Source organism: Pseudozobellia sp. WGM2, assembly GCF_017810075.1.
Taxonomy (GTDB): Bacteria; Bacteroidota; Bacteroidia; order Flavobacteriales; family Flavobacteriaceae; genus JADNYK01.
The window spans coordinates 1-17,891 of record NZ_JADNYK010000004.1; the positions used below are offsets into that span (position 1 = coordinate 1).

Annotated in this window: 18 protein-coding genes; 16 read left to right on the plus strand and 2 right to left on the minus strand. The window is 35.1% G+C overall.

Features of this window, described 5'->3' with window-relative positions:
* The first annotated feature begins 159 nt into the window (after positions 1-159).
* Positions 160-402 (plus strand): type II toxin-antitoxin system ParD family antitoxin, encoded by a 243-nt coding sequence (locus IV512_RS09875; protein WP_209402911.1) that lies wholly within the window; start codon positions 160-162, stop codon positions 400-402.
* Entirely contained in the window at positions 399-701 is a 303-nt protein-coding gene (locus IV512_RS09880) for a type II toxin-antitoxin system RelE/ParE family toxin (RefSeq protein WP_209402913.1), read from the plus strand. Before IV512_RS09875 ends, IV512_RS09880 begins: the two co-directional genes overlap by 4 nt.
* 272 nt (positions 702-973) lie before the next feature.
* Here IV512_RS09880 and IV512_RS09885 read toward each other — a convergent pair whose 3' ends face one another.
* Positions 974-1,132 carry a hypothetical protein gene (locus IV512_RS09885; RefSeq protein WP_209402915.1) on the minus strand — a complete coding sequence of 53 codons (159 nt, stop codon included), beginning with the start codon at positions 1,130-1,132 and terminating at the stop codon, positions 974-976.
* Between the two features lie 327 nt (positions 1,133-1,459).
* Here IV512_RS09885 and IV512_RS09890 point away from each other — a divergent pair, with 327 nt between their 5' ends.
* The 12 genes from IV512_RS09890 (at position 1,460) to IV512_RS09945 (ending at position 14,073) form a co-directional block, all read left to right on the plus strand.
* Positions 1,460-2,344 carry a hypothetical protein gene (locus tag IV512_RS09890; RefSeq protein ID WP_209402917.1) on the plus strand — a complete coding sequence of 295 codons (885 nt, stop codon included), beginning with the start codon at positions 1,460-1,462 and terminating at the stop codon, positions 2,342-2,344.
* 822 nt (positions 2,345-3,166) lie between these two features.
* Positions 3,167-3,871 carry a hypothetical protein gene (locus IV512_RS09895; protein WP_209402919.1) on the plus strand — a complete coding sequence of 235 codons (705 nt, stop codon included), beginning with the start codon at positions 3,167-3,169 and terminating at the stop codon, positions 3,869-3,871.
* A 195-nt stretch (positions 3,872-4,066) separates the two neighbouring features.
* Positions 4,067-4,987: a hypothetical protein gene (locus IV512_RS09900; RefSeq protein WP_209402921.1), complete on the plus strand. Its 921-nt coding sequence runs from the start codon at positions 4,067-4,069 to the stop codon at positions 4,985-4,987.
* A gap of 220 nt (positions 4,988-5,207) precedes the next feature.
* A complete protein-coding gene (locus tag IV512_RS09905) occupies positions 5,208-5,771 on the plus strand; it encodes a TetR/AcrR family transcriptional regulator (protein WP_209402923.1) in 564 nt (187 codons plus the stop codon).
* A gap of 169 nt (positions 5,772-5,940) precedes the next feature.
* Positions 5,941-6,801 carry an alpha/beta fold hydrolase gene (locus tag IV512_RS09910; RefSeq protein ID WP_209402925.1) on the plus strand — a complete coding sequence of 287 codons (861 nt, stop codon included), beginning with the start codon at positions 5,941-5,943 and terminating at the stop codon, positions 6,799-6,801.
* An 80-nt stretch (positions 6,802-6,881) separates the two neighbouring features.
* A complete protein-coding gene (locus IV512_RS09915) occupies positions 6,882-7,802 on the plus strand; it encodes an MBL fold metallo-hydrolase (RefSeq protein WP_209402927.1) in 921 nt (306 codons plus the stop codon).
* 108 nt (positions 7,803-7,910) lie between these two features.
* Positions 7,911-8,477: a Crp/Fnr family transcriptional regulator gene (locus IV512_RS09920; protein WP_209402929.1), complete on the plus strand. Its 567-nt coding sequence runs from the start codon at positions 7,911-7,913 to the stop codon at positions 8,475-8,477.
* A 77-nt stretch (positions 8,478-8,554) separates the two neighbouring features.
* On the plus strand, positions 8,555-9,295 hold the full coding sequence (locus IV512_RS09925; protein WP_209402931.1) for an SDR family NAD(P)-dependent oxidoreductase: 741 nt from the start codon (positions 8,555-8,557) through the stop codon (positions 9,293-9,295).
* A gap of 337 nt (positions 9,296-9,632) precedes the next feature.
* Complete coding sequence (locus tag IV512_RS09930; protein ID WP_209402932.1) at positions 9,633-10,871, plus strand: C45 family peptidase; 1,239 nt, start codon at positions 9,633-9,635, stop codon at positions 10,869-10,871.
* Positions 10,872-11,254: 383 nt separating this feature from the next.
* Positions 11,255-12,013: a hypothetical protein gene (locus IV512_RS09935; RefSeq protein ID WP_209402934.1), complete on the plus strand. Its 759-nt coding sequence runs from the start codon at positions 11,255-11,257 to the stop codon at positions 12,011-12,013.
* A 275-nt stretch (positions 12,014-12,288) separates the two neighbouring features.
* Positions 12,289-12,930 carry a cation transporter gene (locus IV512_RS09940; protein WP_209402936.1) on the plus strand — a complete coding sequence of 214 codons (642 nt, stop codon included), beginning with the start codon at positions 12,289-12,291 and terminating at the stop codon, positions 12,928-12,930.
* Between the two features lie 384 nt (positions 12,931-13,314).
* Positions 13,315-14,073: a hypothetical protein gene (locus IV512_RS09945; protein ID WP_209402938.1), complete on the plus strand. Its 759-nt coding sequence runs from the start codon at positions 13,315-13,317 to the stop codon at positions 14,071-14,073.
* A 117-nt stretch (positions 14,074-14,190) separates the two neighbouring features.
* Here the strand turns inward: IV512_RS09945 and IV512_RS09950 are convergent, their stop codons facing one another.
* Positions 14,191-15,159 (minus strand): transposase, encoded by a 969-nt coding sequence (locus IV512_RS09950; protein ID WP_209402940.1) that lies wholly within the window; start codon positions 15,157-15,159, stop codon positions 14,191-14,193.
* A 414-nt stretch (positions 15,160-15,573) separates the two neighbouring features.
* Here IV512_RS09950 and IV512_RS09955 point away from each other — a divergent pair, with 414 nt between their 5' ends.
* Both IV512_RS09955 and IV512_RS09960 read left to right on the plus strand, forming a co-directional pair.
* Positions 15,574-16,485, plus strand: a complete 912-nt coding sequence (locus IV512_RS09955; protein ID WP_209402942.1) for a DUF5655 domain-containing protein — start codon at positions 15,574-15,576, stop codon at positions 16,483-16,485.
* 131 nt (positions 16,486-16,616) lie between these two features.
* Positions 16,617-17,693, plus strand: a complete 1,077-nt coding sequence (locus IV512_RS09960; protein WP_209402944.1) for a nucleoside hydrolase-like domain-containing protein — start codon at positions 16,617-16,619, stop codon at positions 17,691-17,693.
* The last annotated feature ends 198 nt before the right edge of the window (positions 17,694-17,891 follow it).

Sequence of the window (17,891 nt, forward strand, 5' to 3'; positions counted from 1 at the left end):
AGTATCCAGCCGAACCTCGAAATCACTCTTCTATATCAACTCTTTTATTATTCTAAATATCTTATCTTCAACTTAAGAAACAAACATACGAGCCGAGACGTTGTGTGCAATTTGGCTAGGTTACCAAAATTTGGTATATTCGAGTAAATTTTAGTCAAAATGGGAAAAAACACATCAATATCACTCGGAAATCATTTTGAGAATTTCATCAGAGAAGAGGTGAATTCTGGTAGATATGGTTCGGTCAGCGAAGTAATTCGTTCTGCATTACGTTTATTAGAACGTGAAGAAAAGAAAGAAATAGAACTTATAAAAGCTCTCGAAATTGGAGAAAATAGTGGATTTGTTGAAAACTTTGATCCAAAACAACACCTGAAAGAGTTACATCGTAAACACTTATGAGTAAAAACAAATATCGCATAAGTCAACAAGCGATTGAGGATTTAGACAAAATTTGGCTCTATACGCTTAACAAATGGTCTAAAGAACAAGCGGATAGATATTTCGACTTAATAATAGCGGAAATTGAATTTCTTGCGGACAACTATCTGATTGGAAAATCCGCAGAGCAAACACGAAAAAATTATCGCGTAACGAAAATCAAATCGCATCTGATTTTTTACAGAAAAGTCGAAAATGAGATAGTCGAAATCATTAGAATTTTACACCAGAGAATGGATATAAAGAAACGACTGAAATAAAAAAACTGCACACAACGCCGTGTTCTATGAAAAGCCCTACTTCAGTTCTCTAAAGTTAATATTTAATTTTTTAATTACCTCATAATGTTGTTTTTGGGGTGATGAACCGTTGATAATTCCGATAGGATTATCAATCATTCAACACCTATATAACTTGCTCCGCATCCTATTTGCGATACACCTGTTTTATTAGGGTTTACCGGCATCTGTATAATCATAAATTATAATAGACCTGATCACTTGCTATAAAGATGTGATTTCAACTTATCGAATCACCCACGTTGTTTTGTGGTACGGGTCTCACTACTATTCTGTGAGCAGTCAAGGTCCAACGCCCCTTTCAAACGCCTGTAGAAATTGTTGCTCGGTATACGTTCGCTCAACTGGAAATGTGCGAACAGTTTTTCCTGGTAGTCCTTTTTTCCCTGCATGCCTAAAGTTACGGTCCATCCCCGGATCGGCAATGATCATCAACGACTTTTTCGCTAACTTGTGCAACAGACACAAAACCTATAAACAATACGGGCTTCGGGCTTAATCGAAAGGTTTGTGTATTTTTATGAAGTGACTAAATCATATCAATTTAGCTTTGGTGTAAAAATTATAAAATAAGGTTTTGCTTAGTTTTGTATTGTTATAGGATTTTTTTATAAAAAATCGTACTAATCATAACTTGAGCAATCTAAAAATTGATGAGCCCCTGTTTAATCGAAAAATTACTATTCTCAAGATATATAACTCCAATAACCAACAACCAAATGCAGAAGATTAGTACACTTATTGTATTGATAGCAATTATTACATTAAGCTCTTGTAGATTTAATCAATCGGTGAAAAAAGATTTGATAACAGGGGCATATTCCAGAGGTGATGGAATTGGAGTTGATGCTATTACAATTGAAATAAATGGAGAAACTGACAATAAAAATAAATTTGTCTATGGGCAGAATGTAAGTCTTGTGTTCAACAACGTTACAGGACTAACGAATTCAAACGGAAAGACTTTTCCCAAACTTTTATTATACGTGCTAAAAAATGAGAAAGACACCGTTCTTTACAATCCAAACTTGCTCAAAAGTCTAACTAACGGAACCGAAGCTTCGCCATTGCGATTAAAAGCAAATTTCAGAACTGCTTTACCGCACCAAAGCAATGAAAAATATCAAGTTTTTATTGAAATAACAGATAAAAAAGGTGATGGAAAATTTAATTATGAATTGCCTTTTGTAGTAAAAGAAAACGACTTATTGGATGTAAAAAGTAAAGGAATAGATTACTCAAATATATATTTATGGAATGAAACTCTAAAACAACCTGTTTTAGATAGTAATGTAAGTTCTGAACATCTCTTTATTCTGATACTCAATGATATTGAAGGTTTGGAATTGGTTAAAGAAAAGGTTTTTCCAATTTTCTCACTTAACTTAACTGATAATAAGGGCAAAAAAATAATTTCCGACCCTAATCTTTTGAGCGCTTATGACGAAGTCGGAGTTAGTCCTAAAGAATTAAAAAATCAAGTAACCGCTAAACTTACATTTACCAAAGGAGCAATTAATAATCCTTACAAATTGTCTGCTATATTGAAAGATAAAAATTCGACAAAAGAAATTTACATTTCGACTGAATTATATATAAATTAAAATTGCAAAAGTGATATCTTAGAATTTAATCTTAGAAAGATTGTCTAAAGTTAAATCAGTCAAGCAAACCATATCAGATAAGTTTTTAATACGTAACTACTGTTGCTTGCCTAGTCAACGTGGTCTAAGAATTATTAGGCCATTTACATTCTTCTGTGCTCAGGACGTTATTTCTTCGTTTGCGCTATATTATTCTATTGCTGTCTATTTAAGCACTCTAATCCATAGGATAATTCATTTTTTTATGACCGCCAAAAACCCATGCCAATGGTTTTTTGGTGACCTAGACAATACTCTACAAGTTTAACTGCCTACATGTTCATAACCATTTTCAAAATGATTCACTTTTGATGTTACTTTATATCATATTTAAAGTATAAAAAAAAGGACCATACAACGTATATCTAACACTAAATCGATTGAGGTAACGTTATTAACTGAAATGGAAGATGATGAACATTCAATAAAATAAATCAGGTATGTGATTTAATGTTATAGACAAGTAAGTAACAAATTCATATTGAATGGATTTATGCTAAAATTTAAAAACTTGAAAAACATGGGATTAGCAAACGGGACTAAAAAAATTATTTAAGCTAAAGCCAAGTTGTTATGTAGATATATACCGACGGAGAAACGAAGCGAAAAATGATTAGGTCCAAATGAATCTATACAATAACTAAAGTGGTAGTCAAAACTTAAACCAAGAGTTATACATTTAAATGACTCATTATAAAGCCATTATTCAATATTAAAATAAAAAATAGCAACTTAAAACCCTTAACTTTAGGTTGGTAATTTGTGTTAAAAAAAGTATTAAGTATGTCAATGTGGGAAATAGAAGCCTTAATGGAAAAAACGGTAAGGCTAATAGATAAAAGTGAATTCAAATCAAACGAAAAACGAAATTTGATTTGGAATACCTATAATTTACAGAATCAATTTGATTGTAGTTTTACACATTTTAGGTTAATCGAAATTTTAAAGAATAACGAATATGTTCAACAATATGATATTAGCGATTTTCCTTTGACCAATGGTTATAAAGATTTTTTCTTTGATTTAGTGAATAAAGATTTTGAATGGATTAGACAAATCCCTACGGAAGATTGGTCAGAAAACAATGAAGAAATAGCATATTGGGATAAGGCGAGCAATAAAATATTCGTAGATTTTGCTTCTGATTTTTACACGCTAAATAAAGGAGAGTTCTCGAAGGAATATGATCCATTACATTTTGGTCTAATAATTATTAAAGAGGGGGGCAGGCAAAACGATAAATCCATAGTATATGAATGGGCTTCTTTTTTGGTCAATTATTTACTAGCCTGGTTTCCTTCTAATAAATCAACTACAGAACTCAAGAATGAATATTTTTCTGAAATTAAAGATTGTATACTACAATTTGATTACTCCGATTATAAAGCTTCACACCAAGGGCTGGATATCATTAATATGGACGTAAATTGGTTAGACGAAATGTCTGAAAATCAGAAAGAACTGATTAAATATTTGACCCAAAAGTAACTGCTACTACTAAAGTTCAAAAAACAGTACAAAGCTGGTACTAATCAATAGAACGTTTAACCAAGCGAATAGAAGATAATTAATTCTGCGGAAATTGAGAGTTGTTAAAATATTTTAAAAATTTTCACCTTAGTCACAATACATTCTCAATTATCGAGATAGGGTAAATGATGTGGTGATTGCAATGATACAAATATGAAAACTTTTGTAAAGATAAAAGACAACCTGAGTGAAAAAGAAGTTTCAAATCTTGATACCTTTTTAGAATCACATAATATTTATGGAATAGAGATTTCTTGTTTTGGTGGTGCATTTGGTCCTGTTTGGGATAAAGAGAAAAGTTATAACCTAGATCATATAACCAAACTATCTAATCTGAAAGGTTTGTCATTATTTCTACCTAAAACAACCGATCTAACATTCTTACCGAGCAACCTGAATTGGTTAAATATTGGAGAATTTGATAGTAAGAAAGTATCACTAAAACCAATTGCCACCCTTGACAAACTACTATTTTTAAGTCTTGTTAAAAATTCTAATGATATTGCAGAACTTTCAAAATTAACACAATTACGGCAAGCATCATTTTCAGGGTATAAATTAAATCAACTTGAGTTTGTTAGCGAATTAATAGAATTAGAGAGCTTGTATTTAGGTTTTGGAGGGGGAGAGAATATAAATTTTTTGAATGCCCTACGAAGTTTAAAAAAGCTAGATATATTAAGAATTAGAAGTTTATTCGATATATCGGTTATTTCAAGACTGTCAGAATTGGAATGTTTAAAAATTGAAGACCAAGCGCAAATAACTGAACTCCCTGATTTTTCAAATCTCAAGAACTTAAAGCATTTATCCTTAGTCAATTTAAAGAGTTTAACGGATATAAGTGCACTAGAGAATAGTCATATTAAAGAATTGGTGTTATTAAAGACCAACTTAACTATTGAGCAGTTGAAACCCTTGGTTAAATCTAAAATTGAAAGAATTTGTATTAGTATGAAAAATAAAAATGAAACCCAGCAAATTGAAGAGATTTTAGGAAATAGGATTGTAAGTTATGTTGAGACAGATGCTCAAAGGCAAAATGAAATTGTTTACTACACCCAAAAGCGGTAAACCTTGCACAACCCCTTAAACAGTATCAAGATTAAATTATTTAAAGCCTCTTTACGAGGCTTACTGTTTTTATACAAATATATCTTGAGGCTTTCTAAAGTTAAAGCTAACTGGTTGTGTAGCCCTACCCGATTTGACCTCCTCCCAACTCCTGCAACATTTTTCAAAAAATAATTACCGAACGTTTGGTAAAATATTTTGCAATTTATACATTCGCAGTATGAGACCACAAAAGATTGAAGAGCAAGAGATGCTTAATGGCTTTGCAAAACTTTTTAAGGAGAAAGGATATGAAGGTACTAGCTTGGCTGAATTAGCAGTAGTTACCGGATTAAAAAAAGCAAGCTTATATCATCGGTTCCCGAAAGGAAAAGAAGAAATGGCAAAAGCGGTATTGCTGAGTATCAATGAATGGGTAGAGAAACATGTTTTCAATACGTTAACCAATCCATCACTCTCTCCAGAAGAGCGACTTAAAAATGGATTACAATCCATTCAGAAATTATACGATGATGGCAACACCCCTTGTCTTTTACAAGCCTTCTCAGTGCAGTCTGGAATAGAGGTATTTCATCAACTGATTAATGATTCTATGTCAGATTGGGTGGATGCATTTACAAATATCGGATTGGCATTTGATCTAAGTCAGTCAGCAGCAAAAGAAAAAGCAACTCAAGTGCTTATTGCTATTCAAGGTAGCCTAATCGTATCTAGGGGATTTAATAACCCCAATATTTTTATTAATTCCTTAACTAATATCGAAGCCATGTATACCCAAGAATAAAAAAATTTAACCTAATATTTTACCGAACGTTCGGTTAATAAAAATTATAATACTACAAGTAATTGATATGAAAAAAAAGAAATGGATATACATGTTAGGTATAGCACTAATAATAGGCTGTACAAGCAACATAGGCGACACAAAAAAGATAAATAAAACTGAAAATAAAATGAATCTAATTAAATACAGAACTATAGTAGTCGACGGATTATCAATTGCTTATCGTGAAGTCGGGCATGCAAGTAAACCAACAATTTTATTGTTACACGGTTACCCGTCATCATCACATCAGTACAGAAAGGTGCTTAATCAACTCGGCGATGAATTTCACCTCATAGCTCCAGATTATCCGGGTTTTGGTAATAGTGATTTTCCTTCTCCTGAAGAATATGAGTACACCTTTGATCATATCGCCCACACCATGCAGTCATTTATTAAATTAAAGGGATTGGACTCCTTTGCTATCATGATGCAAGATTATGGGGCCCCTATCGGTTTCAGAATTGCCACTGCGATCCCCGAAAAAGTAACCGCGATTATTACGCAAAATGGCAACGCTTATGAAGAAGGTATCGGTGAAGCTTGGGCAGGTATTAAAGCATTTTGGAAAGATCGCAATGAAAGAACCGAAAAAGCTTTGCTACCGGCATTTACGCTAGATGGCTTAAAATGGCAATATACCCACGGTACTAGAAATGCTGAAAACATCAATCCTGATACGTGGCAATTAGATTATTTACGAATGTCACGGCCTAACGCACACCAAGTAAATTTAGATTTATGGTACGACTATCAAAGTAATTTAGAATTGTATCCTAAATGGCAAAAGTATTTAAGAGAGCACCAACCACCCGTTTTAGTGGTTTGGGGTAAAAATGATGAATACTTTCCGGAAAGCGGTGCTGAGGCATTTAGGAAAGATGTTAAGAAAATAGACTATAATATTTATGATACGGGACATTTTGCTCTTGAAGAAAATGGAGATGAGATAATATCAAAAATTCGAGATTTTATGAATGCTTTAGACTAATTCACAAAGCTTACAACACATTACTGTCGACAGCATAAACAATAGGTTTTCATACCCTAACCAATTGAATATTAAATAAAATGAGAGCAATTTTAAATAGAACATTACTATTATGTAGTATAGTTCAGATACTAAGTGCAAAATCTTTAGCACAAGAAAAACAAAACCCCCTTGTAACCCAAATCGGAGCGGTAGAAGTTATATCATTATCTGACGGGGTTGTGCCGACAGATGCCTTTAAATTATTAAAAGAGGAACATTCGGGCCAAATCGATAGTTTGCTTTATAAGTCTAAAGTAGAAAACCCGGTAAACATTCAAGTCAATGCATTTTTAATTCTGTTAGGGAATAAAAAAATACTGATTGATGCCGGAGCGGGAGATTTTTTAAATATAGACTCCGCAGGAAAACTTGTAGAAAGTTTACGAATGGCGGGGTACCAACCCAAGGATATCACAGATATACTACTAACTCATGTGCATGCGGATCATTCCGGAGGACTAGCGATTGATAATGAAATTGTGTTTCCAAATGCTATAATTCATTTAAACGAACTTGAATACAACTATTATACCGATACTAAGAATCTTGAGGGACTGAAAGAAATGGAACGCGCATTTTTCCTAAAAGAACAAGTAATACTAGAATTATACAAAGACAGAATAAAAACTTTTAAAGGTTCTAAAACAATATTTCCCGGTATAAAAACGGTCCCACTAGTAGGTCATACTCCCGGCCACACGGCTTACTTACTTAAAAGTAGCGCTAGTAAAATTCTGTTTTGGGGAGATATGGTACATATCAAAGAGATACAATTCGTATTGCCAGATCTTGATGATTTTTATGATATGGATATGGAAAAAGGAAAGCGCCAACGACAGAAAGTATACAAAGCTTTAACGCGTAAAAAAACAACTATTGCAGCTGCTCACATTAAGTTTCCCGGTTTGGGTAAACTTAGAGAAAGCAAAAATCGATATGAATGGATTCCTATCGAGTAGCTTAGTTGGTAGTACCAGTTTTTGGTTTAATCTTTTTATGATATTTGACTTCTAATTTTTTACCATTTGACAAACTCCAAGAAATTTTAAGTTAAGATTTTTACGACTATGGATAGGCTAATAAATTATATATTGGAGTTTGGGCAGTTAAACACACAACAAATTGAATTGATCAAACGTAGCGCTCACGAAATTACACTTCGTAAAGGGGCATATTTTTCAGAAGCAGGTAAAATACCCAATCAAGTTGCATTTGTGATAGAAGGTGTTTTCAGAGGATGTTATTATAACTATAAAGGGGAAGATATAACGCGCTGTTTTATTCAGGAAAACAGTATAATGTGCGATTATGTGAATTTTGAGGCCAATGCTGTTTCTTCCGATTATCTGCAAGCCTGTACCGATAGTAAGCTTATTGTCTTTTCAAAGCAAAAGTGGGACGAACTTTCACAGATCATTGTCGAATGGGATGCCATTAAAAATAAAATGGTTCAAAATTGTATGTATCAAAAGTCTAGAAAAAATCCCGTAATCTCCCAAGATGCTACAACACGTTATTTAAACTTCATAGAAAGTCATCCCCTACTGGTTAATCGTATTCCCTTAGCGTATATCTCATCTTATCTAGGTGTAACCCAACAATCGTTAAGTCGAATAAGAAAAAACATAAGTTGATATTGCTTTTTACCATTTGTTAAACAAAATCTCTTTTGACCCCTCTAATTTTATTTCATCATTAAAAATGAAGTTAAATGAAGAGCGTATTAATTACAGGAGGCAACAAAGGTATTGGCTTTGCTACGGCTAAATTATTATTACAGAAGGGGTATTACGTTTATCTAGGTAGTAGAAATACACAAAATGGAGCTATCGCAGTCGAAAAACTCAAATCAGAAGGCCTAACCCATGTAGCGTATATTTCAATAGATATAACAGATAACAATTCAGTCAAAACAGTTTTCAAAGAAATCGCTAACAAAACGGATGTCTTAGATATCTTGATTAACAATGCAGGAATCAATGGAGGAAATGAACCCTACACGGCTTTAGAAGCCAAACCAGAAGAATTTCAAGCTGCATTTGATGTCAATGTGATAGGGGCTTCACGAGTTACACAAACATTTATCGGTTTACTCAAAAAATCTAAAGAACCTCGAATCGTAAATTTAAGTACAAGTGTAGGTTCACTTGCTTTGCAAAGCGACCCGAATTGGCCAGCTTATGAATATGCAAAATATGCCGTTTATGCAGCTTCAAAAGCAGCCTTGAATATGTACACCATACACTTGGCCTATGAACTTCGTGATACCAATTTTAAGGTAAATGCTGTTTGTCCAGGATTAACTGCTACAGATTTCACTTTTGGAAATGGAGGAAACGTAGAGACGGCAGCTAGAAGAGTGGTCAAGTATGCAACGATCGGTAAAGATGGGCCTACCGGAAAATTCTTTAGTGAAGAAACAAACCCTGAAACAGAACTAATAGCTTGGTAATGATAAATAACGCATCGCCAACAATGGTATCATAACAATTGATCAATGAGGTACCAATTATGGAACACTACAGACCGTTTTCCACACTACGTTACATACACTAACCCGATGATACACAATTATTCGTAAAATTTTTATGCTTTTTAAGATGTCAGGTCGCTACGCTCGGTCACCTAAAGGTGAATCCAAATCGCTACACGGCTTCGCCATTTCCGGATGGTGACAAATACGCACCACCAATCAAAACTTTGAATATCAACACCTTCCGCAATCTGGTATGTTCATTTGCATTTCAGTTTTTACGTACCTTTCCGTATGCCAACGAAAATTTAATCGCATGGCTGTATCTAGTCCTTGCGTAAGTGGCCTTAAAACCACCGCAATTCACATTTACAATATGAAAAATGTCATTACTCTTCTTTTTCTAACCTTGAGCATCAGCTTTACAGCTTTTGGTCAAACATTGAAAAACAAAGAAATAAAAATACCAGCCGTTGAATACAGACAAGGTATATACTATTTAGAATTAGATAGCAGTACCCCGTACGAAAGAGGCTACCAACATGGAGCAGCCTTAAAATTTGTCATCAAGAAAGCTTTAAAGAATTTTGAAAATTGGATAAAGGAAAATACATCTGTAAAAATACCTGAAGAGGCCATTTCTGACTTTACCACCAATAGACGGTATATTCAATCGGTTAAAGCTCAATTACCTGAATTGTTTAATGAATTTCAAGGCATTGTTGATGGTGCCCAAGTAAATTTTGACCAACTCTTTGCTTATCAAAGTTTTGATGAGTTCTATTCGTATTTGGAAGCTGGCAATCATTTTAAGACCAATGAAGGTAATTGTACCACAACAGGTGTTTTTGGCAGAAAAAACAAAGCGAACTACCTGACACATAATAATGACCTGCCCAGCTATCATGAAGACGCGGTAACGATACTGAAAATTAAATATCCAAATTCAGATGTAGTCATACTACAACAAACCTTTGCTGGTCAAATCGCTCAAAATGGAGTAAACAATTACGGTGTCGCTGTTGGAATAAATACCATAATAGACCTGCCTGTATCGAACACGGGTATTCCTGTTTCGTTTAACGTACGAAAAATACTGGAGTCAAAAAACAGTGCCGAGGCTCTTGAATATCTCAAAGAGGTGCATTTCGGAACTTCAATGAATTACTTAATTGCGGATCGAGAAACTGCGATTGCAGTAGAAACTTGGAAAGATACTATGAAAGTTATTGATCATAAGAACCGACAATATATAGCGCATACCAATCATACCTTGCAAGAAAACGCAGCTGTTATTTACGAGATAGATGCCGAGGTGAACGATAGCAACTTTGGGTTTACCCATGGCCGATTAAAGCTGGCCAATAAAATTTTAGAAGCCGAGGCAAATGATATAGATTTTGAAGGATTGCAAAAACTAAAAACAACCCGACCTATTCTGAATGGCAGTACACTTATGGGTACCATCATACGTATTCCGAAAAAGGGATTTCCTGTTTTATGGACTACCGGAGGTTCGCCAACTATTTTTCACCACGTTAAATTTACGTTTTGAAAGTACCGCAACTAATACTTGGTATATTTCATTGTTGGCACTCCCCTACTTGCTAAAATTCTTGCGGATTTTCTATTCTTTTTGTATTTTCTAAACTAGGCTTTAAAAACACGTAACAAACCATATTTTGCAGTAAACCTTTGAAATGAAAATTTTAGTATAATGCAAACTCGTATACCTCCTCAAGAATAAATTTTGCAAACCCTTTTCCCATGCATCTTAATGGTTACGGTTTAGATTAAAGTACCATAGTAAAGATTTAATGAACACTTCAATAAGAGTAGCTACCAAAAACGAAATATATAATCAAGGCACTACAAAAAGTAATTTAACACTCATTTCTGTCAAAAGAAAAACCTATTTTAAAAATAGCATTTTTAATTATGGTAATCACTTTACATCAAAATAAGACACTTACAAACCAACTTCCATCTGTTCTGCCTAAATCATGCACGATATGGTTAGAAAACCCTAAAGAACAGATAGAAGAATTAGTAGCTTGGTTCTCAAATTATCATCAAACCGAAGTGGAAATTTTTACCATTGGGAAGTTGAACTTCGCTCCAAAAACCGAAGATTTTCCTGATAATCCACTTCTTAGCAGAATGGAAAGTCATAAATTTTTCCAAGGGTTACCAAACCTTCGAAAGCTCAAAGTGTATGGCTGGGGACTTTTCGACACAATTTCCCATCCTTTGATTGAAGAGTTATACTTAGATGGGTGCCCCATATGGGATCCCGGAGTGTGGAATGGTCCTATCAAAGATGGTATGGTATTTTCTAATCTAAGAAAGTTGGTTTGGGAACGCGCTGAAGACAAGCATGGTTTAAGTTGTTTTGAAGGAGCTGGTTTAGTATGGGCATTAGATCGATCGCAAACACCAAAATTGCTTGAGATCGAGGCATCAGATGCCACATCTGCACAACTTTGTGATATGTCTTTAAAAAAGTCGCAGAAGACACCTTTTGAGAGGGTTCGGATAAGTTCAATATGGGAAGAAGATGAAATTAGGGTCCGTATTAAGAAATTAGAAATAACCTATGTCGATAATACTGTCAACTACGCTGCAATTGCCAAGAAATACAAAATGGCTATCTATAAAGTAAAGGCTGATGGTAGTACAATTCTCATTGCAGATTAGTTTTGGTTGTCTTTCTGTTGATTATATTTTTACTAACCCTTTTTTAAGAGGTTTAAGTTTTGCGAAAGCAGACCCAAAATTCAAGATTCTCTATGAATGAACATATCCAAATATCATTGATTAAAAAAAGGTTTTCAAACCGTTTGTTATAAGACCAAACAAAAGCCTTGCCTCACAGGCCGGTCGGGAATGAAAAGTTTCCTTTACCGGTTCTACTGGCCACAGGCGAGACGTTCTGCCCAAGCTAAAAAAAATCTCGAATTGAAATTAAAACTATGTCACTAGCTAAATTCGAAAAAAATAAACTTTATAAAGTTGCTCTCGGCCTCGCGATATTTACGATAATCTATAATGTGGCCGAAGGCCTTATCGCTACCTACCTCGGGTTTGAAGATGAGAGTTTAGCATTGTTCGGTTTTGGTTCCGACAGTTTTATAGAGGTCATTTCGGGGCTCGGGATCGCCCATATGATCGTAAGAATACAGAAACAACCTGACAGCAATAGAGATAAATTTGAACGAACTGCGTTACGCATTACAGGTTTTGCATTTTACGTATTGGTACTTTCACTTGTAGTAACCAGTTTGTACCATATTTATACGAACCATAAACCGATCAACACTTTTTACGGAGTTATAATTTCTGCAATTTCAATCCTTGTAATGTGGCTTTTGGTGGCTTGGAAAAGAAACGTCGGAAAAAAACTGGATTCAGACCCCATTTTAGCAGATGCGAACTGCACAATGGTTTGCGTTTATATGTCGATAATCTTACTTGTAAGTAGTGGAATTTACGAACTGACCAGTATACCGTACATAGACAGTATCGGAACCCTTGGGCTTTCGTACTTCGCATTCAAAGAAGGAAAAGAATGTTTCGAAAAAGCGAATAGTGATAAATATTGCGGTTGCGATTGATGCAGATATACATTTTCTAAAGAGTAGCTAACTATTAGGTATCGAAATAAGGCCCTGGCAGAAACCAGAGATTGAAATAAGCGCTAAAAAAGATAAGATTTGTCTGGTGATAAACCAATAATCCTCTGCCCCGTTTGTGCAATATTCCCATCTGTAGCTTAGTTTGCCATAATAATTACCGACAGCCAACCATTACGCTTTCCCGTAATCTACTAAAAGCAAAATTTTTTATCTTTCAAGTGGAAAACTAAAGCATACTTCCCTCTACTGCTTTAGAGATTAGAATTGCTTGTAACGTTGTTAACGAGTGAGTACTTATATACCTGAATATATCAACTTGTACATATGTCTGTGCGTTAGGCATAATTTGACCAAACCAAGGAAATGAGTGATTTCAAAGAAAAACAAAACAAACGAATCAAACAAAGTAAAATTTTGTTCTTGATTGGAATTTTACTAGTTGTATTAATTCCAATTATTATAACGCAATTCTCTTTTCTCTTTGATTTTACAAATACTGGGCAAATTGGAGACACAATTGGTGGAATAACGGCGCCAATAACTAATTTAATCGGAGCAATTCTTGTGTACTATGCTTTTCTAGTTCAACTTGATGCTAACAAATTAATTTTTCAACAAATACAGGAAGAAAAAGCAGAACAAAAAATTTCAAAAAACAGAGAATATGTTTTCGAAATTTTCAAATTCTTAAAAGAGGAATTCTATTCATTTACAATAACTAGTGACAAGAGAATTGGTTCTGGAGACCAATCTAAATATGTTTTAGTTGAATATAGAGGAGTTGAGGCTATGGAAAAAATGTTCCATAAACTTATGAAAAGTCACGACAAAAATGACTGGCGTCGTGATAATATCAAATTATTAGAGTTTTTGAACATTATAAGTCTTTTTAAAAATTTCCTAACAAAACTTAATGAAGTTGAAATAGCACAAATTGACAAGAAATTTTTTTTGGAGAACGTTGAATATATCTATACTTCAAAAATTAAAGTGAGTATTGATAAAATGATTCAACCTTGCGAAAAATGTGGAGAATTTCACGGTGGAAACCCAGAACGAATTATTGAAATCAATGATGAAATTCACGAACTGATTGAAAAAATCAAAAAAAACTATGCCTAACAAAGAACTGAGGTAAAAAACAAACAAATTTTTCTTTGATCTGAGACAATACTCTTCTAGGCCCATAGATTCTAAAATCGGTTTCTTTGAGCTTTTTTTATTCAATTCATCTTCTATTTATCTAGGCAATACGGAAACATAAGTTTCGTCATAGGGACTTCCGGACTTTGCAATGGCAAAGGACTGTTTAAGCAGTTTGTTGGCCACCGCTATCAATGCCAATTTCTTGCTCTTCCCCTTGTTCACGATCCGCTCATAGACCTCCCTGCATGCCCTGTTGTGCCTGCAAGCGTTAAAGGCACATAGGAACAACAGGTTCCGAAGCTTTCTATTGCCGACCTTACTTATCCGTGCACGACCTCTTACGCTGCTCCCCGACTCACGTATCGTTGGGGTTATACCAACATAGCTACAAAGCTGTGAGGCCGTTTCGAACTTGCTAAAACCATCGGTCACCACTATTAAGAACAGAGCGGTCTTTTGACCTATGCCAGGTATGGTGGTCAGCAAGGTCAATTGCTCTTGTCGGTCCCCTTTTACCAACGACAAAATCTTTGATTCGATAGCTGCCACCTCCTTATCGAGCTGCTTCTTGTTGCGTATCAAGGAACGATATACAAACGTTGAGGGTATGCCCAAAACAGCTTCCCCATGAATCTTGTTCTTGGTTGCCGTACGCTGTTTCAAATAAGAATCCAATAACCTGAACAATTGCAGGCACTCACTCTGAATATCCGTCAAGGCACTGTAAATAGGCACTTCATTGGTCAATGCATAATCACAAATAGCCTTTGCATCGCTCTTGTCCGTTTTTACCTTAGCCAGTTTCATCTGAATAAATCGTTTTATCGACAAGGGATTTACTACCGATACCGCTACTCCATTTTTGTAAAGAAACTGTGCCAATCTGTAATGGTAATATCCCGTGGCTTCCATAACGACCAATGAGTCCCCCGGTAAGGCCTTCAGGAATTTCCCGAACCCAGGTCCATCGTTATTGTAATGGTCATGGCCAGTGCAACTGCCATGTACGTCAAAGAAATCCTTACTGATGTCCACACCGAAAGTTTCTTTATATTTATTCATAGGAAATGATTTATGAAAGAACTGGCTACCGGTGCCACAACAACTTGAAAACGAGATCTAGGTCTCACAGAACTGAACGTGGTTCGAGTAGTAAAAGAGAGAGGATTATCAATGTTGACGAAGTCGAACGCTTCAACGTATAACTTAACCTTAATTCTCTCTTTTGTTCTTTCTGGTTATATCAACAATTTAATGAGAATCAAACTTAAGCCGTATAAAAAATTTGCTAGTTTTAGCTAAACCAAAGTTAGTTGTTCGTTTGCTAGCTCCTGATTCTCCTTCGGAAAATCCTCGCACACAAACACGCAACTATTCTATACATACCCGTGCGCATTCAATAGAAAAAATAAATGGCAGATAAATTAATAGGGAAGAATTGAAGGAATTAGAAGAGCTAATAGAAAAATTTTAGAAATGGCATTATTTAAAATAAAACATCAACTTGAATACATAAAAGAAATGCCTTTTAGATTAGAGAAAGAGATTCAAGTCTTAACAGAGCATAACTTAAAAGCAGTTTTCGGGCTTGACTTTGTAAAATCTGAATTTGCACTCAATAATTTCAGAATTGACACATTGGCGTTTGATAAAGAAGCAAACGCTTTTGTAATCATCGAATACAAACGTGACAAAAACTTTAGCGTAATCGACCAAGGATATGCCTACTTATCTTTAATGCTAAACAACAAAGCTGATTTTATTCTTGAATTCAATGAAAATTTAGATAAAACTTTAAAACGAAATGACGTTGATTGGTCTCAATCAAGAGTTCTATTTGTCTCGTCAGCTTTTACTAATTACCAGAGGGAAGCCATCAACTTCAAAGATTTGCCAATTGAATTGTGGGAAATAAAAAGGTTTGAAAACGAAACAGTTTTTTTTGACCAAATTCAAAAAGCAGGTGCTCAGGAAAGCATTAAAACAATCTCTAAAACAGATAATACAATTGACAATGTCGCTAAAGAAATAAAGGTTTATTCAGAGCAGGAGCATTTAGAAAATGTAACTGAGGAAATAAAGGAGCTTTATGAAAAACTTAAAAGTGCAATACTGAATTTCGACAACATTGAAGTTAAGCCTAAAAAGAAATATATAGCCTTTGTTTCAGGGCGTAATGTAATTGATATTCACCCTCAACGAAAAGCACTAAAAATGTGGCTGAATATGAATATTGGCGAACTTGATGACCCAAAAAACTTAATGAGAGATGTTTCGACAACAGGACATTGGGGAAATGGAGATTACGAACTACAAATTAACTCTGATGATGATTTGGAATACATTTTAAGTCTTGTGAAACAGTCAATTAAGAAGAATAAAAAATAACGAAATGTCAACAATTAGTATATTGCAATGCTCACTCCGATATGCTACGATACCATCACGGAACGTTACCTAATTTCTAAATTTCACACCCACCCCAAACAACTATATTGAAATAGTAAGAAAAACCCCAAATGACCACCACCAAGGCTATAAAAAACAATTGGGCGTTACTACGTTTTAGTATCCTGTTTATCTCATTTGCGCAACGTGAAGTCTCAGCGCAAACTTTTGATGTTATCATCGATACCGACCTTGGTGGTGATCCAGATGATATTCAATCCTTATTCAGGGCGGTACACTATAGCGATGTCCTTAAAATAAAAGGCATTATATCTACCCCAAATACCGATATTGAACTTCACCCTTGGGATACTGTTCCGCATACGATCCTAATTAAAGATTGGATAAAACGAATAGATGTCGACCAACTTCGAACAAACGGTTATAACGATTTAATGACCGAAAGCGAACTACTTTCGCTCGTAAAAGCGGGATCGAACAAACCGGGCAATCCCTCAACAGCAAAAAGCAGTGAAGGCTCACAATGGATCGTTGATATTGCCAAAAACTACACCAAAGAAAACCCATTGTACATACTGGTTTGGGGCAGCATGACCACCACGGCACAAGCCCTATTTGACGCACCCGATATTGCCGGTAACATTAGAATGTATTATATAAGTTCATCGAATACCTTACATGACCCTGCAAGTAGAGATTTTGTATTTGAATTTATGCAAAATCAATACCCAGAACTGTGGTGGATAGAGAATGGAATACTTCCCAAGGGTACCCATGAAACGTTTCGCGGCGTCTATCAATCGGGTATACAAGACGGGGAATGGGGTTATACGAGGTTTACGGCGGCCAATATCCGCAATCACGGCTCTACCCATAACGGCTTATTTAAAGAGAAGTGCGGTGATGTATTTCCGTTGGCCAACTATCCAAAGCATAGCCTAAAAGAAGGCGATAGTCCGTCCATCTTGTATCTCATAGCTCCCGTAATCGGGCAGCTGGGTAATGTGAACGACCCAACACAAGAAAGCTGGGGCGGGCAATTTAGACATTTCAATAAAGACCGCTATCCAAACTATTATGTCGATTTAGACAAATCACCCGAAGAATGCCAATATACCATCGGAAAATGGCGGTATGACGTGATGAATGATTGGAAACTAAGATGGGACCGTTACGATACTAATTAACGAATAGATCACTACCATCTACATAGCGGCTATAGCGATTCGTACTCGTAAAGTGGTGCTACGATTTCTTCAAAGCAGTAGCTGCTAAATAGCTAAAAATTAGAATATTTGGCAGATAGCGTTAATTTACTAAATTTGATAACTTACAATAAGTGTTAATGTTACACAGTAAAGACATACTTCTACCCCGCAGTTCAT

What these genes read in the sequence shown, in the direction of transcription:
- IV512_RS09875 (WP_209402911.1), top strand. Translation starts at nt 160, where the DNA reads ATGGGAAAAAACACATCAATATCACTCGGAAATCATTTTGAGAATTTC.
- IV512_RS09880 (WP_209402913.1), top strand. Translation starts at nt 399, where the DNA reads ATGAGTAAAAACAAATATCGCATAAGTCAACAAGCGATTGAGGATTTA.
- IV512_RS09885 (WP_209402915.1), bottom strand. Translation starts at nt 1,132, where the DNA reads ATGCAGGGAAAAAAGGACTACCAGGAAAAACTGTTCGCACATTTCCAG.
- IV512_RS09890 (WP_209402917.1), top strand. Translation starts at nt 1,460, where the DNA reads ATGCAGAAGATTAGTACACTTATTGTATTGATAGCAATTATTACATTA.
- IV512_RS09895 (WP_209402919.1), top strand. Translation starts at nt 3,167, where the DNA reads ATGTCAATGTGGGAAATAGAAGCCTTAATGGAAAAAACGGTAAGGCTA.
- IV512_RS09900 (WP_209402921.1), top strand. Translation starts at nt 4,067, where the DNA reads ATGAAAACTTTTGTAAAGATAAAAGACAACCTGAGTGAAAAAGAAGTT.
- IV512_RS09905 (WP_209402923.1), top strand. Translation starts at nt 5,208, where the DNA reads ATGAGACCACAAAAGATTGAAGAGCAAGAGATGCTTAATGGCTTTGCA.
- IV512_RS09910 (WP_209402925.1), top strand. Translation starts at nt 5,941, where the DNA reads ATGAATCTAATTAAATACAGAACTATAGTAGTCGACGGATTATCAATT.
- IV512_RS09915 (WP_209402927.1), top strand. Translation starts at nt 6,882, where the DNA reads ATGAGAGCAATTTTAAATAGAACATTACTATTATGTAGTATAGTTCAG.
- IV512_RS09920 (WP_209402929.1), top strand. Translation starts at nt 7,911, where the DNA reads ATGGATAGGCTAATAAATTATATATTGGAGTTTGGGCAGTTAAACACA.
- IV512_RS09925 (WP_209402931.1), top strand. Translation starts at nt 8,555, where the DNA reads ATGAAGAGCGTATTAATTACAGGAGGCAACAAAGGTATTGGCTTTGCT.
- IV512_RS09930 (WP_209402932.1), top strand. Translation starts at nt 9,633, where the DNA reads ATGGCTGTATCTAGTCCTTGCGTAAGTGGCCTTAAAACCACCGCAATT.
- IV512_RS09935 (WP_209402934.1), top strand. Translation starts at nt 11,255, where the DNA reads ATGGTAATCACTTTACATCAAAATAAGACACTTACAAACCAACTTCCA.
- IV512_RS09940 (WP_209402936.1), top strand. Translation starts at nt 12,289, where the DNA reads ATGTCACTAGCTAAATTCGAAAAAAATAAACTTTATAAAGTTGCTCTC.
- IV512_RS09945 (WP_209402938.1), top strand. Translation starts at nt 13,315, where the DNA reads ATGAGTGATTTCAAAGAAAAACAAAACAAACGAATCAAACAAAGTAAA.
- IV512_RS09950 (WP_209402940.1), bottom strand. Translation starts at nt 15,159, where the DNA reads ATGAATAAATATAAAGAAACTTTCGGTGTGGACATCAGTAAGGATTTC.
- IV512_RS09955 (WP_209402942.1), top strand. Translation starts at nt 15,574, where the DNA reads ATGGCATTATTTAAAATAAAACATCAACTTGAATACATAAAAGAAATG.
- IV512_RS09960 (WP_209402944.1), top strand. Translation starts at nt 16,617, where the DNA reads ATGACCACCACCAAGGCTATAAAAAACAATTGGGCGTTACTACGTTTT.